A 19,574-nucleotide genomic window follows, 5' to 3' on the forward strand; every position below is an offset into this window, starting at 1 on the left:
AAATATACTGTTTTATGAGGCTGATTCTCCTCTTTTGGCTTTTTTCTTCTTTGGCTTTTTGATCGGCTGTTTGTTTGGATTAATAATAATCTCCGGCTTTCTATTAAACTCAACAGTTTCTTTTGTAATAATACATTTCTCCACGTCTTTAGTAGACGGAATTTCATACATAACATCTGTCATCAATTCTTCAAGAATTGCTCTTAAGCCTCTGGCACCAGTTTCTCTTTCAATTGCTTTCTTGGCAATTAAATTCAGTGCTTCTTGCTCAAATTCGATGATAACGTCATCCATTTCAAACAATTTCTTATATTGCTTGATCAGTGCATTCTTAGGTTCCGTTAAGATCTGTATAAGAGCTTCTTCATCCAGGCTGTTTAAAGTTACGATAACAGGCACCCGACCGATGAATTCAGGAATAAGACCAAATTTAAGCAAATCTTGTGGTAAAAGATGGTTGAGAACTTCTCCGATATTTTTTTCCTTTTTACTCTTTACCTCTGCACCAAAGCCCATTCCCTTTTTACCGATTCTTTTTTCAATAATCTTCTCGATTCCGTCAAAAGCTCCACCACAAATAAATAAAATATTGGTCGTGTCAATCTGAATGAATTCCTGATGAGGATGCTTTCGCCCTCCCTGGGGTGGAACAGAAGCCACTGTACCTTCCAGAATTTTAAGAAGGGCTTGCTGCACACCTTCACCGCTTACATCTCTCGTTATGGACGGATTATCAGATTTACGGGCAATTTTATCTATTTCATCAATATATATAATGCCTTGTTCTGCTCTTTCAATATCATAATCTGCTGCCTGAATAAGTTTCAGCAAGATATTTTCTACATCTTCACCAACATAACCTGCTTCAGTCAGAGATGTTGCATCTGCCATCGCAAATGGAACATTCAACATTTTTGCTAAGGTTTGTGCAAGCAAAGTTTTACCTGAGCCTGTAGGACCAAGCATCAAAATATTACTTTTTTGGAGCTCAACATCATCATAACGGTCATCAGAATAAATTCTTTTATAATGATTATACACCGCAACAGCAAGGGCTTTTTTTGCTTTATCTTGCCCTATAACATATTCATCCAAAACAGCCTTAATTTCTTTGGGTTTAGGAACCTTAGCGACTTCTCTATTTTCAGGAAGATCATCGAATTCTTCTTCTATGATCTCGGAGCACAGCTCAATGCATTCATCACATATATATACACCAGGGCCAGCGATTAAGCGTCTCACTTGCTCCTGGTTTTTTCCGCAAAATGAACACTTAAGCTGTTTCTTCTCTTCATATCTTCCAGCCATTAGCTCACCTCTTATTATTTACTACTTCCTTGAAGTAATCACTTCATCAATCAGCCCATATTCTTTCGCTTCCTGTGCGGTCATGAAATAGTCTCTTTCTACATCTCTCTCAATTTTTTCAAGGGGTTGCCCGGTATTCTCACTTAACATTTGATTCATTTTTTTCTTGGTTTTAAGAATATGCTCTGCATGAATCTGAATATCTGTTGCCTGACCCCTTGCCCCTCCTAAAGGCTGATGAATCATGACTTCTGCATTAGGAACAGCAAATCTTTTTCCTTTTGCTCCGCCACTGAGTAGAAAAGCGCCCATACTTGCAGCCATACCTATGCAAATAGTGGATACATCCGGCTTAATATAGTGCATCGTATCATAGATTGCCATACCTGCTGTAATAGAGCCACCAGGACTATTTATATATAAATGAATATCTTTATCAGGATCTTCTGCTTCCAGGAACAAAAGCTGTGCAACAACCAGGTTTGCTGTAACATCGTTGATTTCTTCACCAAGAAAAATAATTCTGTCTTTTAGCAGTCTGGAATAAATATCATAGGAACGTTCGCCCCTACTGGTCTGTTCAACAACTACTGGCACTAAGCTCATACAGCATTCCTCCTTATACTTATTTTTAGCATAGAGTATAATTTCTGCGGATTAATTTGCTTCTTTTGCGCTATCTACTACCAAGTCAACAGCTTTTCTGATTTTGATATCTTCTCTTATTGCTTCTTTTTCCGCATCTCCAACATTACTTAATAATTTGTCTAACTCCATCTGATATTGTTCAGCCATTCTCTTGAATTCATCATTTAGTTCTTCATCCGTTACTTCAATGTTTTCATTCTTAGCAATTTCTTCAAGAACTAATCTTGCTTTTACTTGGAACTCTGCATCAGAACGGAAGTTTTCTCTAAGATTTTCCATTGTTTGTCCTGTAAATTGAAGATATTGTTCAACTGGCAAGCCTTGATATTTCATTCTCATGCTGAAGTCTTGTACCATCTGATCAATTTGATTATTAATCATTACTTCCGGTACATCCATTTTTGCATTTTCAATGACTTTTTCAAGGGCATTTCTTTCTTTTTCTAACTTAGCAGCTTTTTCTTTTTGCTCTAACAGTTTTGCCTTAATATCTTGTTTGTATTCATCTAAAGTTTCAAATTCGGAAACATCCTTTGCAAATTCATCATCTAATGCTGAAAGTTCTTTTTCTTTAATTTCTTTAATTTTTACTTTAAATAAAGCTGGTTTACCTGCTAAATCCTTTTGATGATAGTTTTCAGGGAAAGTAACATTAACTTCTACTTCATCTCCAGGATTTGCTCCGATGAGTTGTTCTTCAAAAGTATCAATAAAGCTGTGAGAACCTATTTTAAGAGAATAATCTGCTCCTTTTCCGCCCTCAAAAGCTTTTCCATCCATAAATCCTTCAAAATCTATAATAACTTCATCTCCGTCTTTAACAGGACGGTCTGTTACCGTAATAATACGGGCATTTTGATCTTGAACTTTCTTTAATTCTTCTTCAATTTCTTCATCTTTCACTTCAATATCCATTTTTGGTACTGTAACTTCTTTATATTGACCTAATGTTACCTCAGGCTTTACTGTTACAATAGCAGTAAGCACTATATCCTTACCTTTTTCAATTTTTTCAACATCAAATTCAGGTCTTGATACAACTTCTAAATTGTGTTCTTTAATTGCCGCTTCATATGCGTCAGGAATAACGTAATTAATGGCATCTTCATAAAAAATCTCTGGACCATACATTTTTTCTACAAATGCTCTTGGAGCTTTTCCTTTACGGAATCCAGGAATTGAAATATGTTTTTTATTTTTATTGAAGGCATATTGCATACCTTCTTCAAATCTTTCTGCCGAAACTCCAATTGTCAATTTAACTTGATTATTTTCTAATCTTTCTAACTGCGAACTCATTCATTTGTCCTCCTTGAACGATATTTTTATCTATGTACATTGCTTTATCAGGTGCACATAGTATTTTTGTAAAGTAAAATTTACAAATAGCCATTTAAATATTATACCATATACTATACTGTAAATCTACTAAAATGCATATTTTCTTTATTATCACCAGTTTCCAAAACATTATATCTAATAAAAAAAACAACGTCAAGGCGTCATATGATTTCTATTTCGATATCATAAATTTCCGCTTCAATATTATTTTCTATATAATTAATTACATTTTGAATCATTTGGTCGGCATGTTGGGTCTCCTGAGAAACACAGGCAATGCCTATCACTCCATTCTGATGGGAATCCTGCATTTCTATTTCAGCAATGGATACATTAAAGCGATGTTTGACTTTGCTTATAATACTTTTTAAAATCATTCTCTTTTCCTTTAATGACGATACCCAGTTTGCCCGGAAATAAATCTTGCATGTTCCAATGATCATAATAACACTCCATTTATATGTTTTTCCTAAATAAATAGGATGCTCCATATAGGAATATTATAAACTATATTATCATATTCTATGAAAAAGAACAAAGTGCTCTGAAAAATCATTCGATCTTTGAATACAAAATAAGCTAAACTCTTCTTAAGGAATATCTTAAAAAGAATTTAGCCTAGTATAGCCACAATTATTCAGAGCGATCATATTGTGTCACACGAATCCAGTCGTATTCTGCTGTCAATGGTACTTTCCCATCGAAAGCATTGAGCCAACCGTCAACACCTGTTCCCGGCCACACATTCATCATTACTTTGGCAGGAGTAACAGGAATGTTCTCGGTGGCTGTATATACTGGTTCTCCATCCACATACCAGGTAATTGAGCCTGGCAGCCATTCAAATCCATAGGTATGAAAATCTTCAGAAGCATCAAAGCCTAAATCATGCAAATATTCATGGTTACCAATGCCATTGGTAAAATAGTTAAACTGTACTTTTGTAGTATCTTTACCCAGAAACTCAATATCTATTTCATCCCAGGGATTGTTGTCACTGGGACCGGTATATGTAAAGAATGATGACACAACACCATCGTTTTTGATAGGTTTCATTCTTACTTCATATAAACCATAACTATAAAAACCTCTGGTACGATATTCCCCTCCTGAATATTTAGGGCTGGCATTTTCTCCATCAGTATTTATAGTTAATTTCATGATCCCATTTTCAAAGTTTACATTGTCCTTTCTCCATGTACAGTCAAACATATTGCCATTAGTCCATCCATCTGCCACTTCAAACAGCTCTTCATCATGAGCATCCAAGTCTGTTTTAAGAACTGTTGTTGCCTTTTGCTCAGTATCTTTTGCTGCCTCTTGTATGTTATTGCTGGCTCCCATCTTTTGATCTCCTTTCTGATTACTTTCGTTAACGTCTTTTGGACCACATCCCGTCAGGACAATTGATGTAACTAAAATAATTCCTAATGTCTTCATAAACTTATGCATGCTGATCAGCTCCTTGTTTTGCTTTTAAAAAGTTATTGCCCAGCAAATATAGTATAACGGTTTGAATTTTAATAATATAGAGCATAATATTATGATATTGTTAGGCAATATTAAGATTTACGTGCACAACTTAATGGCCCAATTGCTAAAAGAAAAAATTGCAAATCCTTTAGCAACTGGGCCATTAAGCTGATCCTATACTCTCTTAATCTACAGACATATTTTTTATAAACTCTTCATCGTTAATTTCTCCTGCCATCATTTCTTTTAACAACAAGTAGTATTTTTCTGTCAACTCTTCAGACATAATTTGGTCATAAGCATGATATAGTGTTCTGTCCTTGTTCATTTCCCAAATCTTATAGAGCAAAGGGAAACGCTCCTGATCAATGCTTTGATTACAGTAAACCGGAATGCCGCTGCCTACTTCGCATACTATAATATCTGATACTTCACGCATAATATCTATGTACATATTAACCAATTCTTCATCTTTTGCAATGAGCCCTTTTTTATTGATCACAAATGTATCTACAAAGCCTCCTATACCTTCTTTATTATTTCCATTTGGAAAAGGAATAACATCTACTTGATCTGAAACTTTTGATAACTCTCCTTCCAGGAAAGTAGTCGCCCAGCTGCCATAATACAGCATGGCTCCTTTTCCCTGTGCAAAATAATAAACGGCATTGTATCCATCACATTCCAAATAATTATCCTGCCACGCTCCCAACTCAACGAGATGATATAATTTACTTGCTGAATTACCAAATTGTGGAGTTGAAAATAAAGAGTGATCTTTTACTGCATCAAATATGCTTTTCCCCGTTCCTTCTCCCTGAACCAAACCCATATAGTAAAGAGACGGAACCCAGCCCTCTAACGCGCTGGTAACCAGGGGATCATAATTCTTTTCTTGTAAATGATTAATCGTCTCAATAAATTGATCATAATCCTCAGGATATTTCAGCTTATTCTCTGAGAATATCTGCCTGTTGCAAAACATGGTCGCCGTCCATCCATATAATGGAAGCCCATATATTTTATTATTAAAAGTGAAGGCATTCATACCACCATCAATAACCTCTGACTGAATCTGCCTGTTTTTCACTGCTAGCGAAAGGTCATAAGCTACATCAGCATCAACCAATCTTTCCAGTTTACTGAATCCCCACCAAAAAAACATATCTGGAAGGTTGCCAGTAAATAAAGCATTATTTATTGCCGCTTGATAAACTTCATTTTTATACACAGTTATTTCAAATGTAATATTGGGATTTTTTTCTTCATACTTTTTAAAAACTCTTTCCAAAGCCTCTTCCGTATCTCCATGAATAGTCCATACTCGAATAACTTCTTTTTTGTTCTTATTATCTGAAGCATCGCCCCAAATAAAATCTGAATAAATGTTTAGCAGTAAAACTATTAAAGTGATCCCCAAGAAAAATAAAAGCTTTATAATCGGATTATCTTTCAAGCTTTTTCTGCCACCTTTCAGATATTTCTAAATATCGTGAACAAGTAAATTATATCATATAGTTTTGATACTATACAAGCTTTCCTACTAATTACAGATCGCAAAACTTTCTCCAATAGTTCAATATCCTTGTAAAATTAAACATATCTAAAAACAGACAAAAACTTAGACGAACACATAAATGTGCTCATCTAAGTTCCTACATTTTAGTTTATTGCTTTGCTTTAATCTATTATCCCTTAACTGCACCAGCAGTCATACCAGTAACGAAATACTTCTGTAACCCGAAAAATATAATTGAAACTGGTAAAGTGGTTACACAGCCAGCAGCCATCAACAAATCGTAACGGTTTTGATAGTTGCCAACATACAAACGTATTCCTACCGGTATGGTTGCTACGTCAGCTGATGTCGTCAATACCCATGCAAACAAAAGTTCATCCCAGGCCATAAGAAATATGTATATACCTGTTGCAATGATTCCTACTTTAGCTATAGGTAGTATTATTCTTACAAATGCCCCAAATCGACTGCATCCGTCGATGATTGCAGCTTCCTCCAATTCAGTCGGAATACTTGCAAAAAAACCTCTTAAAATCCATATACTGAAAGGAATAAAGAAGGCTGAATATACGATTACTACTCCCTGATAAGTATTGATCAACTGAATTTCAAATGTATCCTGGATCTTAATGAACATTAAATAAAGAGGCAACAAAAACATAATTCCCGGAACCATCTGGGTTGCTAAAACTGTGGCACCAAATATATTAGAGCCGGGGAATTTGAAACGGGAAACTGCATATCCTGCCAGAGTCGCTATACTTAGTGCCACAGCAGTAGTCGCGCTGCAAATGATAAAACTATTTCTAAAATACTGGAAGAAATTCACTCTTCGCCACATTTCAATATAGTTTTCAAAATGCATCGGTATTCCATAATCGCCGGTTACTATTTCACCCTGTGTCAATAAAGACGATACCACCATCCAGATAATGGGTGCAACAGCAAAAAAGACAAATATACCTAATACAATATGTCCTAAGATATCAAATCTTCTTTTTCGTTTTTTATAATTCACTAGTCATTCACCACCAAATCATCCTGAAAGACTTTATACCATAATGCAACTAAAATCATAACACATATCATTACAATCACTGTGGCAGCAGCACCAGTTCCAAACTGCCATATCTGGAATGAGTTTCTGTTAATATTTGTCATTAATAAATCCCCGTATTCTCCAGGGAATCCCGCACCATGGCCAAACATCATTGCAACGATGTTAAAGGAATAAACATAATTTAAAATACCGTTCAAAATTTGAATAGATAAAACAGGCCTGAGTAAAGGCAGTGTAACATGGCGGAATCTGCCCCAGGCATTGGCTCCATCAATTTCAGCCGCCTCATAGTATTCATCCGGGATTTGCTGTAATCCTGCTAACAGCATTAACATTACAAAAGGAACTTGTCTCCATATGGTTGGTATTATGATTGCAACCAATACTATTGGTCCTGTTAACCAGAAAGGTTTGGTTGGTAGTATATGTAATATATCCACTAATACTCTGTTTATAATTCCATCATTCTGCCACATAAATCCCCACAACATACCTACAACAAAAGAAGGAACAACCCAGGGAGTCATTAATAATGTTCTTGCCAGTCCACGGAATTTAAACTCCCGATTCAGCAGAATAGCAAGTAAAAGTGCTATCACAATAACACTCACACTGCATGCAGTTCCAAATATCGCTGTATTTCTTAATGCATTGAGGAAACCAGAACGAATGGTGCTTTGCGGATCAAATAACACTGTTCTATAGTTATCAAGACCAATAAACGGAGCTTTTAAAAACTGTCTTAAAGTAAATTGATTGAGCTTCAGAAAGGACATACATAGACCTGATACAATAGGTATTAAATGTATGATGATCATCCCTATTACAGCCGGTGTAATCATCAAATATGCTAATTTATTGCTTTTAATTCTGTGCAGAAGTCTTGTCTTTTCATCTTTTACTGCCTTTTTTGGTCCATTTATTTTCGGTTGCCGCAATTCTAAACGCATTTCTACACCTCTCAACGATTAAGTGATCAACCGCTGCAATAAACGCTTTATTGCAGCGGTTTATTTGCTTTAACTAATTCTGACTGTAAACAACTGTACATTCACTTGCTATCTGATCTAAGAATTCTTGTGTTCTTGCCGGATCATATTGGCCGTATACACCCATAACGTTGTCCCAAACATTACTTAAACCTTTTTGAAGAACTGTTTCTGATGGTCCCCATCCTGCTACAGATGGATATGCTTTACCATATTGTAATTGTCTTTTGAATGCTTCTCTTAATGGTTCTTCTGAAACAAATTCTGTTTCATAAGCTGCTTTTACTGTTGGCAAGTTGCCGCAATATCTTTGATATGCCACCTGTGCATCTGTTGATGCTAAATATTCAAGCACACGGTATGCAGCTTCTTTGTTCTTTGAATTCTTAAACACACACAAACCACTGCCGCCAAAGAAAACATATCTTCCTTTTGGACCAGCTGGCATTGGAGCTGTACCAATCTTTTCTGCCAGTTCTGGCTGTTCTCTACGAAGTGTGCTGATATTGTAAGCACCAGTAAAGATCATTGCTGCTTCTCCTGAGTTAAAAATAGTTTCAACTTCTGCAGAGTTTTTCTCGAGATGTGTCATACTCATTAAACCTTTGGTAGCTAATTCAGAATAGAATCTGATACCTTCAACTGCTTCAGGTGAATTGATGATACAGGTTTTGTTGTCTTCAGCAATGAAGTCTCCGCCTGCGCCCCAAATCCATGGTGCAAAGTTATGTATTACGTTCCAGTCATTCTTACCAGGCATAATAAGTGGAACTACTTCTTTTCCATCTACTTTTAACCCTTTCAGCTTGCCCAAAGCTTTTTCAAAGGATTCCCATGTTTCAAAATCAGTCTCTGGATTAATTCCTGCTAGTTCACAAATATCTTTTCTGTAGAACAATGCTCTTGTATCAATAAACCATGGTACAGCGTATCTTGCGTCACCCTGGCCTAAAATCTGAGTTGTTGGAAGCGTTGCTTCAACAAAAGCCCCTTCGCCGCCAAAACGATCATATACACCGCTTAAATCCTCCAAAGCTCCCATAGCAGCTACAGCGGCAATCTGCGTTGTACCTAATTGAGTAATATCTGGACCTTCTCCACTGGTTGCAGCAGTCGTAATCTTAGTCCATGCGGAACCCCAGTCTAATACAGTAACATCTACTTGTATATCTGGATTTTGATCCAGGAAAGGTTTCAATACATCACGAAAATCTTCTTCTGCATGCCCACTGTTAGGCATAATCCACACAGTTAATTTTGTTACATCAGAGTTTCCGTTGTTTTGTGTTTGCGAATCATTTCCTGCTTGCTGTTCATTGTTAGTAACTTGCTGTCCTGTTTCATTAGTTGCTTGATTGGATGTTTCTTTTTTTCCACATCCTACAAAGGCACTCACTAAAAGTGCTGTTGCAAGGATGATGGATAATGCTTTTTTCATATTATATCCCCCTTTTTTTTTGATGGTTTTATTATAAAAAAAAACTGTCCCTGCTATAACTGTGTAAAATTACGATATAGGGGGACAATATTATTATTCAAATTAACCTTTGTTTGGTTTACAATTTTAACTTTAATGTAATTTTTGTATAATTATTTGGTTCAGATTGAATATTCATAATATTACTGTAATCTTTGATCTCATATAACAGTGCCAATCGATTCAAAACAGATCTTAATCCAAAGCCAGATTTTACTTCCAATTCTTCACCTTTCATAACTTTTTCTATTGTATCTTTGCTCATTCCTACCCCATCATCTTCTACGATGATCTCTGCATGGTCTTCGACTTTTTTTGCTGAAACTGAAATGGAAATCGGCTGCCCTATGGATTTAATTCCATATTTGATGCTATTCTCCACCAGTGTCTGTATTGTCATTTTAGGAATTTGCAGTGACAATAAACTTTCGTCAATATCATAACTTAACTTGGCAATGTTAGGGTTTCTGATTAAAGCGATTTTAACATAATCTTTTATAATATTAAGCTCACCCTCTAAAGAAATAATATCATTGCCGTGATTCAGACAAGCCCGGTAATAACTTGCCAGGGTCATGATCAGTTGCCTTGCTGCCTCCTTCTCTTCAACACTAACTAAAATACTGGCAGCATTTAGAGTGTTATACAAAAAATGTGGTTTGATTTGATGATTGATTACGGATAACTCCAGCTGCCGCTGCAATTTTTCTTTTTTCTTAACATCTTCTAATAATCCTCTGATCTGAGTCATCATTTCGTTTAAGGCATTGGAAATATCGTCCGCTTCAGAATAATACTCTTCTTGAGGAAATTGCATGTCCAAATTTTCTTTTTCGGCTATTTCTTTTGCTCTTGCAGCAATCTCTTCCAGTGGTCCTATGACTCTTTTTTTCAACACTTTTGAAGCAATTATAGTAAAATCTATTATAATAATAAGCATAAATATGATTGCAAATTCCAAATTGGGGCTAAAGATAGACTGTTTTGAAGTTATAAGCATTATTCCGTTGATATTTGTCAATTCTTTTATGCTATATTTTCCTGATAAATACTTCCAGCTGTTTTCACCTCTGTTCAGGATATTTACTCTTTTTTTGACGTTTTCAACAGGCAAATCCCCAGGAAAAGTAATGATTTCACCCTGGGCACTTTGAACGATGATCTCTGCTTCATTTCCTAAATAATGTTTTATATCCTGTTGTAGCTGATTGATGTCCAGATAAACCACCAGATACCCTAAATGCTTCATATCAAGCTTTGATTTTACATTCCTGATGATGTAAAATGTATTTTCATCCGTATTTACATGGTCCGTTCCTATTTCCCAGCAATAATCTCCTTTAAAATTCAATTTCAAATTTCTTACAACTTCATATTTATCATAACCATAAACAGGAGACTTAAATTCCGACACAACAGCATCTTCCCATATAACATGAATAGAAGAAACCTCGCCTAACTGAGCTAGCCTTTTCATAAGAAAACTACTCAATAAATTGCTTCTTAAGTCTGATTTTTTTCTAAAAATACTTTGCAGTTCATCGTCAATTACAAGTTCATCACTAAATTGCCTTATATCTTCCAATTTATCATTAATAATGTAGGTTACGATATTGAGAATCCGTTCATTGCTCAGAGAACGTCTATAACTCATTTCCATTCCTGTTATGCCCACAAACAATACAATCCCTATGATTAATGAAAAGAGCATTGAACGGATATAGCTTCCTATTAATACATTTGTAATGGTTACATTATGCTCTTTTTTAGATAATTTTTTTCTCCACAAATTCATAGTTTTCACACTCAGATTTTTTATATTCTTGTGGTGTCATGCCACAGTACTTTTTAAATAATTTAGTAAAGTAAGTAGTGTCAACATATCCTAAATAGTTGCAAACTTCGTAGATTCTCATATTCTTTTCTTTCAGTAAATATTTGGCTCGCTGCATCTTCATTTTGGTAACGTAGCTTAAGAAATTCTCTCCTGTTTCCTGTTTAAATAAACTGCAGAAATAATTCTTACTGATTCCTAATGCATTGCTTACAATAGTTAGACTGATTTTTTCATCTATATGGTCAATAACATAGTTGCAAGCCTGTCGTACAATATTGTCCTTATATATTAAGTAATATTTCTCTAATATATTAAAAATCCTGGTTATTTCCTCTTTAAATTCTGATATTAAATCTTCCTTCGTTATAAATTGTTTATTTTTCAAGTTCAGATATATATCTAAATTTTCTAATTTATCTAAGTTAATGTATTTCTTTTTAATATGATTGATAATCGTTTCAAGAATGTAAAAAAAGCGGAAGCAAGTATAATTCAGATCATTTTCACCATAGCTATTTTCTTCTTCAATGACAGATTCAAGGATTTGGAATGCGCTGTGGTCCGTCAGCAATACAGTATCGATTAATTTATTATCCAATTCACTATTAAATTTACGGTCCACAGTGATCGAAAGATTTTTTTTGACCTGCTGTAATGTTTCACAAATCTGGCTCTCAACAATAGGTTTTAAAATATACCCTGAAACCCCATAGTTTATAGCTGTCTTTGCATATTCAAATTCAGCATAAGCTGTAAGAATGACTACAACTGGTTTTACTTTTCTTTCATTGATTTTTTTAATATAATCTATACCGTTCATAATCGGCATTTCAATGTCTGTTATTACAAGATCAATTTTGTATTCATTGAGTTGTTCCAAAGCTTCAACGCCATTTTGAGCCTCGCAAACTACTTTAAACCCATACTCTTCCCAGGGTATAAGTTTCTTTAAACCAATTCTTACGATAGGTTCATCATCTACGATCTGCACATTAAACACCTTTCTGCCTCCCCTTTCTAATACTGAAATATTAAACTCTTATAATATTAAATTATATAATTTTTATAACAAATACAAGCCATAGATTACTAAATTTCCCTAATAATCTATGGCTAAGCATATTATTCAAACTTCATTTCGATGGTATGCTGTTTTCCATCATTTATTAAATCTACTGTATTATTTTCTAATACTTGTTGGTCCATGATTAAAGTGTATTTACAATCTTTTATACGATAAAGCCCCTTGGGCTTATGAATACTGAAGGAATAATGGCTGTCCAAATATTTAATGGAAAATTTCATGACCTCCACTTCTTCTGCAAGCATAGGATTAAGAAGCAATTTGTTACCACGATATTCTATGCCCAGCATTTCAAACAGGGTTAAAGTGAGCCATGTAGATGTTCCGCTTAACGTAGGCCCTATATGCTCACCGGTATTGCTATTGATATATTGGGTACACCATCTGGGATTACCGCAAAGTGCATAAGGATCATTCAATGTATGATAAGGAAATACTTTATCCACCATCCAATAAGCCATATTTCTTAATCTCTCTGCTAATTCAGGATTCGTCACTTCCTTAGCTGCTTTAATCATAGCAAATGCAGCCATCATAGACGCATGTTTGAATATTCCTCCATTTTCCCTGTCCCCCGGGAAATATTCCCCTGTAGCTGTAACTTTTGATATCTTGGATAAATCTGTAGGACTCATGAGAGCAAATCCAAAAGGTTTCTTTAAATATCTTTCAATTCGGTCTACCATAATTTCAATCTGAGATTCAGTAGCTTCTTCTGAGATAATTGACCAGCTGAAAGAATTAATAAAATATGTTCCGTCGATATTTTCATCATTGGAAAATCCATCGTTTTTCGCACCCAAATAAGTGATTTCATTGCCATAGCGATTAAATAATACCCGGGCATAAAAATCTTCTTTCCAGCCATGCAATTGAAGAGAATTGCTCAGATCATTAATGCTTTTTTCAAGTTCTGACTCATATTCCTGGTCATTTACTTGTGAAGCCAGTTCTTTCATATAAAGCATAGCTATTTTTAACAGAAAAGCATTCATAACACTTTCTGAATAATGATCGATAGGGCCTGTCAAATTCTCCTTATCCTTGCCCAATAAATAATCTGAGTCCACTTTTAAGCAATCATTCCAGTCAGCATAATCAATTAAAGGCAACCCGTGTTGTCCTATGGATATTTTACTGGAATAGTGAATAATTGCTTTTAAGGTATCGTAAACACTTCGTTTTTTCCCGCCTGTTTCTGGGATAAGATGTAATTCATTCAGGAATTTTATATCCTTAGTAAACTGAACATATCGATATACCGCCTGGATGAGCCATAATCCATCATCGGACCATTTGCCAGCTTCTTTACCAACCCAGAAGAAATTATGATAACAATATCCTGCTTCCAGTACTTTCTCAATCCATTCGGCCAAAAGTTCTTTTACGAGCTGTTCTTTTCCCATAGCTATAAAATAATACATGGAAGCATATATATCCTGGATCTCTCTGAACCCAATTTCTCTGTAACCTTTCTGGGTCAGATCAAAGGATCTTGAAACAAAGGTCTGATATAATACCTGAAATGGCAAGTTGTTATTGACATACTCGTTAAGTAATTTATTATCTGAGTCAATCCTTAAATAAGATTTGTATCTCCTGTACCAGTCCATCTGTTCTTGAAAAGCTGTTTCAAGTACATCTTTGTCACTAAATTTATTATGAAGCGCCTGAATTTGGTTATAAATGATGTCATATGAAACTTTATCCCCGAACTGAGAAATCAATCCTGTATACTGATCCGCAATAACTTCTTCTCCAGAATTAATCTCAAACTCTTTCCCCAATGCTATAAATCCAGGCCCCTTTGTGTTCAATTTATTGGATAATTTCTTTAATCCCTGAGGATAATGCAAATTACCATTGCCAATAAATTCACCATAATGGGTTCCAATTTCTTCAGGACAATACTTATTTCCTTTTTCATAAAACATTCCTGACATGAATCGTATATCTTTTTGACAAGGTTCAGGATAATAATGAGGCACATAAGCTAAAAAGTCCCCATTTTCATTCTGTATAACTCCTGCTTCCATGATGATTGTAGAATAAACTACATCTTCCATAAATGCTTGAGGAACTGGTGAACCCAGCATTCCAGTCATAACTAATCTTAATTTTCTTACTTGATCGGACTGATTTTTAATAGTAATACGCTGAACTTCTGTTGCCACTGGCAGTCCTTCGTATTGAGGCAATATAAATATTCTTCTAGTAATCTTCAATCCGCATTCTGTATAATATTCGATCTCTGTATAGTTTTGGGAGTGTCTGCACTTTGCTGATTTTATATTTTGATCGGTGACATTGGCAGAATAGAAAATCTGCTTTCCATCTTCAACCAAATAGAATTGACGGTTGGCAGGAAAACCGTTCTCTTCCTGTAACATATCCCATCTTGTTGCTAATACCTGGGTTGCCGCATGAGCTCTGAAACTGCCTCCCCCAAATCGGTCAATTACTGATTTTGGAGTCGTTTGCAATGGGTTAGGATATCCTATACGGTTTCCTAGTAACATATTCGTAGAAAAATGAGGTCCAGGTGATGGTTTTTTAAGATCCATAATATGGTCCCCATTTTCATCAAGATAGCCAGCCCATGTTTCATAATCTGAAAGTAATTGCAGGATTAATATTTGAATTTCCTTATCTAATGCTCTTTTGGCAACATTTCCATCAGAATACACATAATAATGTATTGTTTCTTCATTCCAATTTATTTGAAAGAAATGGGATTCTTCTTTGGACAGGGAATTTAAGAATTCTCCAATGATCTCATTTTTAGAAATCTCACTAATTGCCGGAATTTTATAAGTAAAGCTTCCTATTACAATTACATTGGTAAACTGTAAATTAATAAACTGATAGTCATAAGCTTTCTCTGAATCCAACAGATCCTTAAAATAGTCATAAGCTAATAATTTAGCAGCATCTATCATGTTTCTTGCATGTACCTTGGCCATCGTATTTCCCCCTGTATTTTATACATTTTAATAATTGATTTTATCTTAACGTATATTCATAATGAAAATAACCAGACAAATTTACGATTACCCATGATAATATTACGCAATTGGGGAAGTTTACAAATATAATGAATTTATAAAAATACTACTGGACAGCATTAATGATTAAATTTTTGAAATTCATCTATTGACATAATGTAAAGTTTATATTATACTTATATCTGCATTTGAATGATGTACGAATAAGTAAGTCAATATGCGCGAGTGGCTCAGTGGTGGAGCATCGCCTTGCCAAGGCGAGGGTCGCGGGTTCGAATCCCGTCTCGCGCTTAATATATAAACACGCAAATCCTTATAATTAAAGGATTTGCGTTTTTTTTTGTATTATGATTGATTACACCAGTTTTTATAAGTTAAAGCCTTATCATGTAATTTTCTTGTTTCTTCATCCTGATATGGGATTAAAAATTTTAGTTTTCATATATCAAAACTTATAAGAACTTTGTCGCAAAATGTCAAATTTCATAGAAATGTTTTGCTTGTTATAGTATAATGGATAATGTTGATAACTTCTTAAAATATTAAAAATCATTATCTTCTGGAGGGACTGCCTATGATCAAACAAGGCCTTATAAGTACAAGTGATGAAATTGCAAACAAATTTACAACCAATATTTTACTTTTTACAACTATAGCTTTTCCTACGTTAATTTTCCTTGGATGGATAGGGCTCTTCCCTTTTGATCTAAATTAGGCTAAGCATATATTGTCTGATTGGAACTATAGGTTCTGTCTCTCCTTTTGTACTAAGAAAGCTGGGGGTTAATAACAGTTTTTTAAAATATTATGTGATTGTCATGTCTGGAGTGACTGTAGGCGCACTCAATCTAAACAACCAGGTAGGTGTTTACATAACGTTAATACTGCCTATTGCAGTAAGTTGCATTTATTTTGATAAAAAACTTACTCTGTTCGCAACAGGCGTACAGATTATCATTACTATTGTCACAAATTATCCTAGAATAACAACAAATCCGTTTTATTCTGATGATCCAATTGGAAATTATATCGCTGTTACAGCAGGTCAGTTCATTGAAACTTTCATCCTTGCCGTAATTTTCATATGGATCGCTAAAAGGACAAGAAACATCCTTAATAAATTAACAAATTCAGAAAAACAATCTCTGGTATACATCAATCAATTACAAGATATTATGAATCGTTCTAAGAATGCTTCGGAAACACTATCAACTTCTGTAAAACAACTTTTACAAGCAATCGAACAAACTACCATTTCAAATGAGAATATTAACCATAATGCTGATTACGCTTCTATCGGGTGCGAGCAGAATTTACGATACATAGAAAATGCCAATACTACTGTTACAAATATATCGGTTGCTCTTGAATCCATCTCAACTAAAACTCAGACATTATCTGAAATATCTCAAGATACATCTGCAGCAACAGAAGAAAACGAAAAGATCATTAATCAGGCAATCAGTTATATGGAAGAAATTGAATTGTCTACAAAGCAGAATAAAAACATCATAAATAGTTTAAGCCTTAGATCAGAAGAAATTGGAAGGATCACGGAAATTATTACAGGTATTACAGAACAGACCAATCTTCTGGCACTCAATGCCGCCATTGAATCCGCAAGAGCTGGCGAACATGGTAAAGGTTTTGCCGTAGTAGCTGGGGAAATTAAGCAACTAGCAGAAAAATCATCAACTGCAGCTAAAGATATTTCAAATCTCATAAGTCAGATACGAGAAGATACTACAAAGTCAGTAAATTCTATAGACCAAAGTTCTGTAACCATTAAATCAGGCATTGATTTAGTTAAAAATGTAGGAAGATCTTTTGAGAAATTAAAAAAACTACAAGAAACTTCTAATCAGGAAATTCAAGAAATTACAAAAAGCAGTAATCAAACCTCAAAATATGGACGTGAAATTTCCGAAATTATTTCCAATACAAAATCAATTACATCAAAGTCACTTAATCAAATTCAATCTATCGCTTCGGATACCTCCGTTCAATCAACTGTAATGCAAGAAATACTATCTTCGTTTAACGTAATTGATCATACTGCTGATGATTTACTAAATTTAAGTAAGAGTGTTAGCCTCTGATCTTTACACACTGTCAAATAATGCTCCGTGAAAATAAGCTTTCCTAATTCACGGAGTTTTTTAATAGTATTTTCGAAGAACTGATCAGCTCCGAATTCCGTCTCACGCTTAATTAATCCCTTGATTTTCAATTGAAACATAAGCTGAATACACCGTGATTGAATTGTACTTTTTTCTTCAAAGTGAGTATCTAACGTATCGTTTAAGAAATAATTTAATTAATCTCGTAAATATGGTATTATAGTTTACAATTTACAAGTAAATTTGTTGGGGGGATTCAATATGTTAAGATCATTGATGCAAGTATATGTAAAAGGAACCATTGAAGCAGTGAATCTTTATCAAAAAGCTTTTAACGCTGAAATTCTTTGCTTATATCCTGATGATAAAGGTGGATATATGCACTCCGAGTTAAATGTTCATGGTCAGGTATTAGCTGTGTCTGAGATTACAGAAAAGCCAATCGAAGGAAATAACATGCAGTTTTGCTTTCATTTTGGGGAGGGAGGCGAAATTCATGTCAAAAAAGCTTATGAGGTGTTGAAAGACGAAGCAATTATTCACGTTCCTATTGGACCATGTGATTATAGCCCATGTATGTTCTCTCTAGTTGATAAGTTCGGGGTATATTGGTGTCTTTTTGTTTAATTGATCACTATAAGTATGTAACACCAAGTTCCAATTTGCCTCATTGATTTTGAAAAAAGCTTTACTATGTGTACTATTATGTGAGCAAAAAAATAAGAAATGGATGGAATTCCTTTCTTTTCAGTATTTGTAGGACAGGATCATGGTTCGAATCCCGTCTCACACTTAATATAAAAAGGACTCTTCAAAGAAGAGCCCTTTTTAGTTTTTGCTTCCTATTTAACAGGAGTTGTGCCAGCCATTTGTTGTTCTTGTTTTTCAATCATTTTTTTAACCATATATCCGCCTACAGAGCCAGCTTGAGCAGATGTTAAGTCACCATTATAGCCTTGTTTTAAAGGTACTCCAATTTCATTTGCAACTTCATATTTGAATTGGTCTAAAGCAGCTTTAGCTTGAGGAACTGCTTTTCTGCTTGGGCTTTTAGCCATTTTTTTCACCTCCCTAGTAGTATTATGTCTCTTTTTGTAAAACAATATTAGATATTTTGTCAGGAAATTTATGTTATTGATTGAATCCCTTTTGTACCAACTATTACATATGAAAATCAGAATAAAGTTTGATATAATGAAATCACTACTATTGCTTTTATGGTCAAGGAGGACAGACAATAATGGATTCATCTCAAGCCAATCAATTCTGCAAGCACACATTTCTGCAAGTCTATCAAAGAAATATCGAAGAAAAACTTCAAAAAATCGATTTGTTTCTAAAAACTTCTCCAAAAAAACTAAATATCCACACCACCTCAGAGCTATTGAATATAAGTGAAGAAGAGATAAAAGATTTAATGCTCAAATATAATATCAGTAGTATTAATCCTGCTTCTTTTTTTATGATCATGGTTCAAGGCAGCAGTTACATATGTGGACTTTTAAGGAGAGAATTGCAAAGAGGCTCAAAAAACGTTTATACCGTTGAAGATATAGCCTATATTTACCAGCTTAATCCACAGAAAATAATGGATGCTATGGCAGAATCAAATATAAATGAAATAACCTCTGAAAATATCAAAACCTTATTTGAGTACATACCTGTTCAAATTTGGGAATAAAGAGGATAAAAAAGTGACTTACCTCAAAATCA

Annotated in this window: 17 protein-coding genes and 1 tRNA gene; 5 read left to right on the forward strand and 13 right to left on the reverse strand. The window is 34.5% G+C overall.

The window, feature by feature from the left end:
- Positions 1-12 precede the first annotated feature (12 nt).
- The 12 genes from clpX to JOD07_RS02770 form a co-directional block, all read right to left on the reverse strand.
- The gene (gene clpX, locus JOD07_RS02715) at positions 13-1,308 is read right to left on the reverse strand and encodes an ATP-dependent Clp protease ATP-binding subunit ClpX (RefSeq protein ID WP_204612056.1); all 1,296 of its coding nucleotides are present in this window, start codon (positions 1,306-1,308) and stop codon (positions 13-15) included.
- Positions 1,309-1,329: 21 nt separating this feature from the next.
- Positions 1,330-1,914 carry an ATP-dependent Clp endopeptidase proteolytic subunit ClpP gene (gene clpP / locus JOD07_RS02720; protein WP_158740126.1) on the reverse strand — a complete coding sequence of 195 codons (585 nt, stop codon included), beginning with the start codon at positions 1,912-1,914 and terminating at the stop codon, positions 1,330-1,332.
- 51 nt (positions 1,915-1,965) lie between these two features.
- Positions 1,966-3,255, reverse strand: coding sequence for a trigger factor (gene tig / locus JOD07_RS02725; RefSeq protein ID WP_204612058.1), 1,290 nt, complete (start codon positions 3,253-3,255; stop codon positions 1,966-1,968).
- 203 nt (positions 3,256-3,458) lie between these two features.
- Positions 3,459-3,740: a DUF503 domain-containing protein gene (locus tag JOD07_RS02730; protein WP_204612060.1), complete on the reverse strand. Its 282-nt coding sequence runs from the start codon at positions 3,738-3,740 to the stop codon at positions 3,459-3,461.
- Positions 3,741-3,930: 190 nt separating this feature from the next.
- Positions 3,931-4,749, reverse strand: coding sequence for a beta-glucanase (bglS, locus tag JOD07_RS02735; RefSeq protein ID WP_279380837.1), 819 nt, complete (start codon positions 4,747-4,749; stop codon positions 3,931-3,933).
- Positions 4,750-4,954: 205 nt separating this feature from the next.
- Positions 4,955-6,226 carry an ABC transporter substrate-binding protein gene (locus JOD07_RS02740; protein WP_204612068.1) on the reverse strand — a complete coding sequence of 424 codons (1,272 nt, stop codon included), beginning with the start codon at positions 6,224-6,226 and terminating at the stop codon, positions 4,955-4,957.
- Between the two features lie 232 nt (positions 6,227-6,458).
- A complete protein-coding gene (locus JOD07_RS02745) occupies positions 6,459-7,307 on the reverse strand; it encodes a carbohydrate ABC transporter permease (protein ID WP_243144574.1) in 849 nt (282 codons plus the stop codon).
- Positions 7,307-8,299: a carbohydrate ABC transporter permease gene (locus tag JOD07_RS02750; protein ID WP_158740122.1), complete on the reverse strand. Its 993-nt coding sequence runs from the start codon at positions 8,297-8,299 to the stop codon at positions 7,307-7,309. The genes JOD07_RS02745 and JOD07_RS02750 overlap by 1 nt, the downstream gene beginning before the upstream one ends.
- A 73-nt stretch (positions 8,300-8,372) precedes the next feature.
- Positions 8,373-9,776 carry a sugar ABC transporter substrate-binding protein gene (locus JOD07_RS02755; RefSeq protein ID WP_158740121.1) on the reverse strand — a complete coding sequence of 468 codons (1,404 nt, stop codon included), beginning with the start codon at positions 9,774-9,776 and terminating at the stop codon, positions 8,373-8,375.
- A 118-nt stretch (positions 9,777-9,894) separates the two neighbouring features.
- Positions 9,895-11,610, reverse strand: coding sequence for a sensor histidine kinase (locus JOD07_RS02760; RefSeq protein ID WP_204612071.1), 1,716 nt, complete (start codon positions 11,608-11,610; stop codon positions 9,895-9,897).
- The gene (locus JOD07_RS15780; protein ID WP_158740119.1) at positions 11,582-12,652 is read right to left on the reverse strand and encodes a response regulator transcription factor; all 1,071 of its coding nucleotides are present in this window, start codon (positions 12,650-12,652) and stop codon (positions 11,582-11,584) included. Before JOD07_RS15780 ends, JOD07_RS02760 begins: the two co-directional genes overlap by 29 nt.
- A gap of 122 nt (positions 12,653-12,774) precedes the next feature.
- Complete coding sequence (locus tag JOD07_RS02770; RefSeq protein ID WP_204612080.1) at positions 12,775-15,699, reverse strand: GH36-type glycosyl hydrolase domain-containing protein; 2,925 nt, start codon at positions 15,697-15,699, stop codon at positions 12,775-12,777.
- 261 nt (positions 15,700-15,960) lie between these two features.
- Here JOD07_RS02770 and JOD07_RS02775 point away from each other — a divergent pair.
- The 4 genes from JOD07_RS02775 to JOD07_RS02790 all read left to right on the forward strand — a co-directional run bounded on the left by JOD07_RS02775 (position 15,961) and on the right by JOD07_RS02790 (position 18,488).
- Positions 15,961-16,032, forward strand: a tRNA-Gly gene (locus JOD07_RS02775).
- 283 nt (positions 16,033-16,315) lie between these two features.
- On the forward strand, positions 16,316-16,456 hold the full coding sequence (locus tag JOD07_RS02780; protein WP_158741329.1) for a hypothetical protein: 141 nt from the start codon (positions 16,316-16,318) through the stop codon (positions 16,454-16,456).
- Positions 16,457-16,559: 103 nt separating this feature from the next.
- Positions 16,560-17,840: a methyl-accepting chemotaxis protein gene (locus JOD07_RS02785; RefSeq protein WP_204612082.1), complete on the forward strand. Its 1,281-nt coding sequence runs from the start codon at positions 16,560-16,562 to the stop codon at positions 17,838-17,840.
- A 282-nt stretch (positions 17,841-18,122) separates the two neighbouring features.
- Positions 18,123-18,488, forward strand: a complete 366-nt coding sequence (locus JOD07_RS02790; RefSeq protein WP_204612084.1) for a VOC family protein — start codon at positions 18,123-18,125, stop codon at positions 18,486-18,488.
- Positions 18,489-18,703: 215 nt separating this feature from the next.
- Here the strand turns inward: JOD07_RS02790 and JOD07_RS02795 are convergent, their stop codons facing one another.
- Positions 18,704-18,919: an alpha/beta-type small acid-soluble spore protein gene (locus JOD07_RS02795; RefSeq protein WP_158741326.1), complete on the reverse strand. Its 216-nt coding sequence runs from the start codon at positions 18,917-18,919 to the stop codon at positions 18,704-18,706.
- Positions 18,920-19,101: 182 nt separating this feature from the next.
- Between JOD07_RS02795 and JOD07_RS02800 the strand changes: the two genes are divergently transcribed.
- On the forward strand, positions 19,102-19,542 hold the full coding sequence (locus tag JOD07_RS02800) for a hypothetical protein (protein ID WP_158741325.1): 441 nt from the start codon (positions 19,102-19,104) through the stop codon (positions 19,540-19,542).
- The last annotated feature ends 32 nt before the right edge of the window (positions 19,543-19,574 follow it).

It is taken from the genome of Defluviitalea raffinosedens (assembly GCF_016908775.1).
In the GTDB taxonomy this organism is placed as follows: domain Bacteria; phylum Bacillota; class Clostridia; order Lachnospirales; family Defluviitaleaceae; genus Defluviitalea; species Defluviitalea raffinosedens.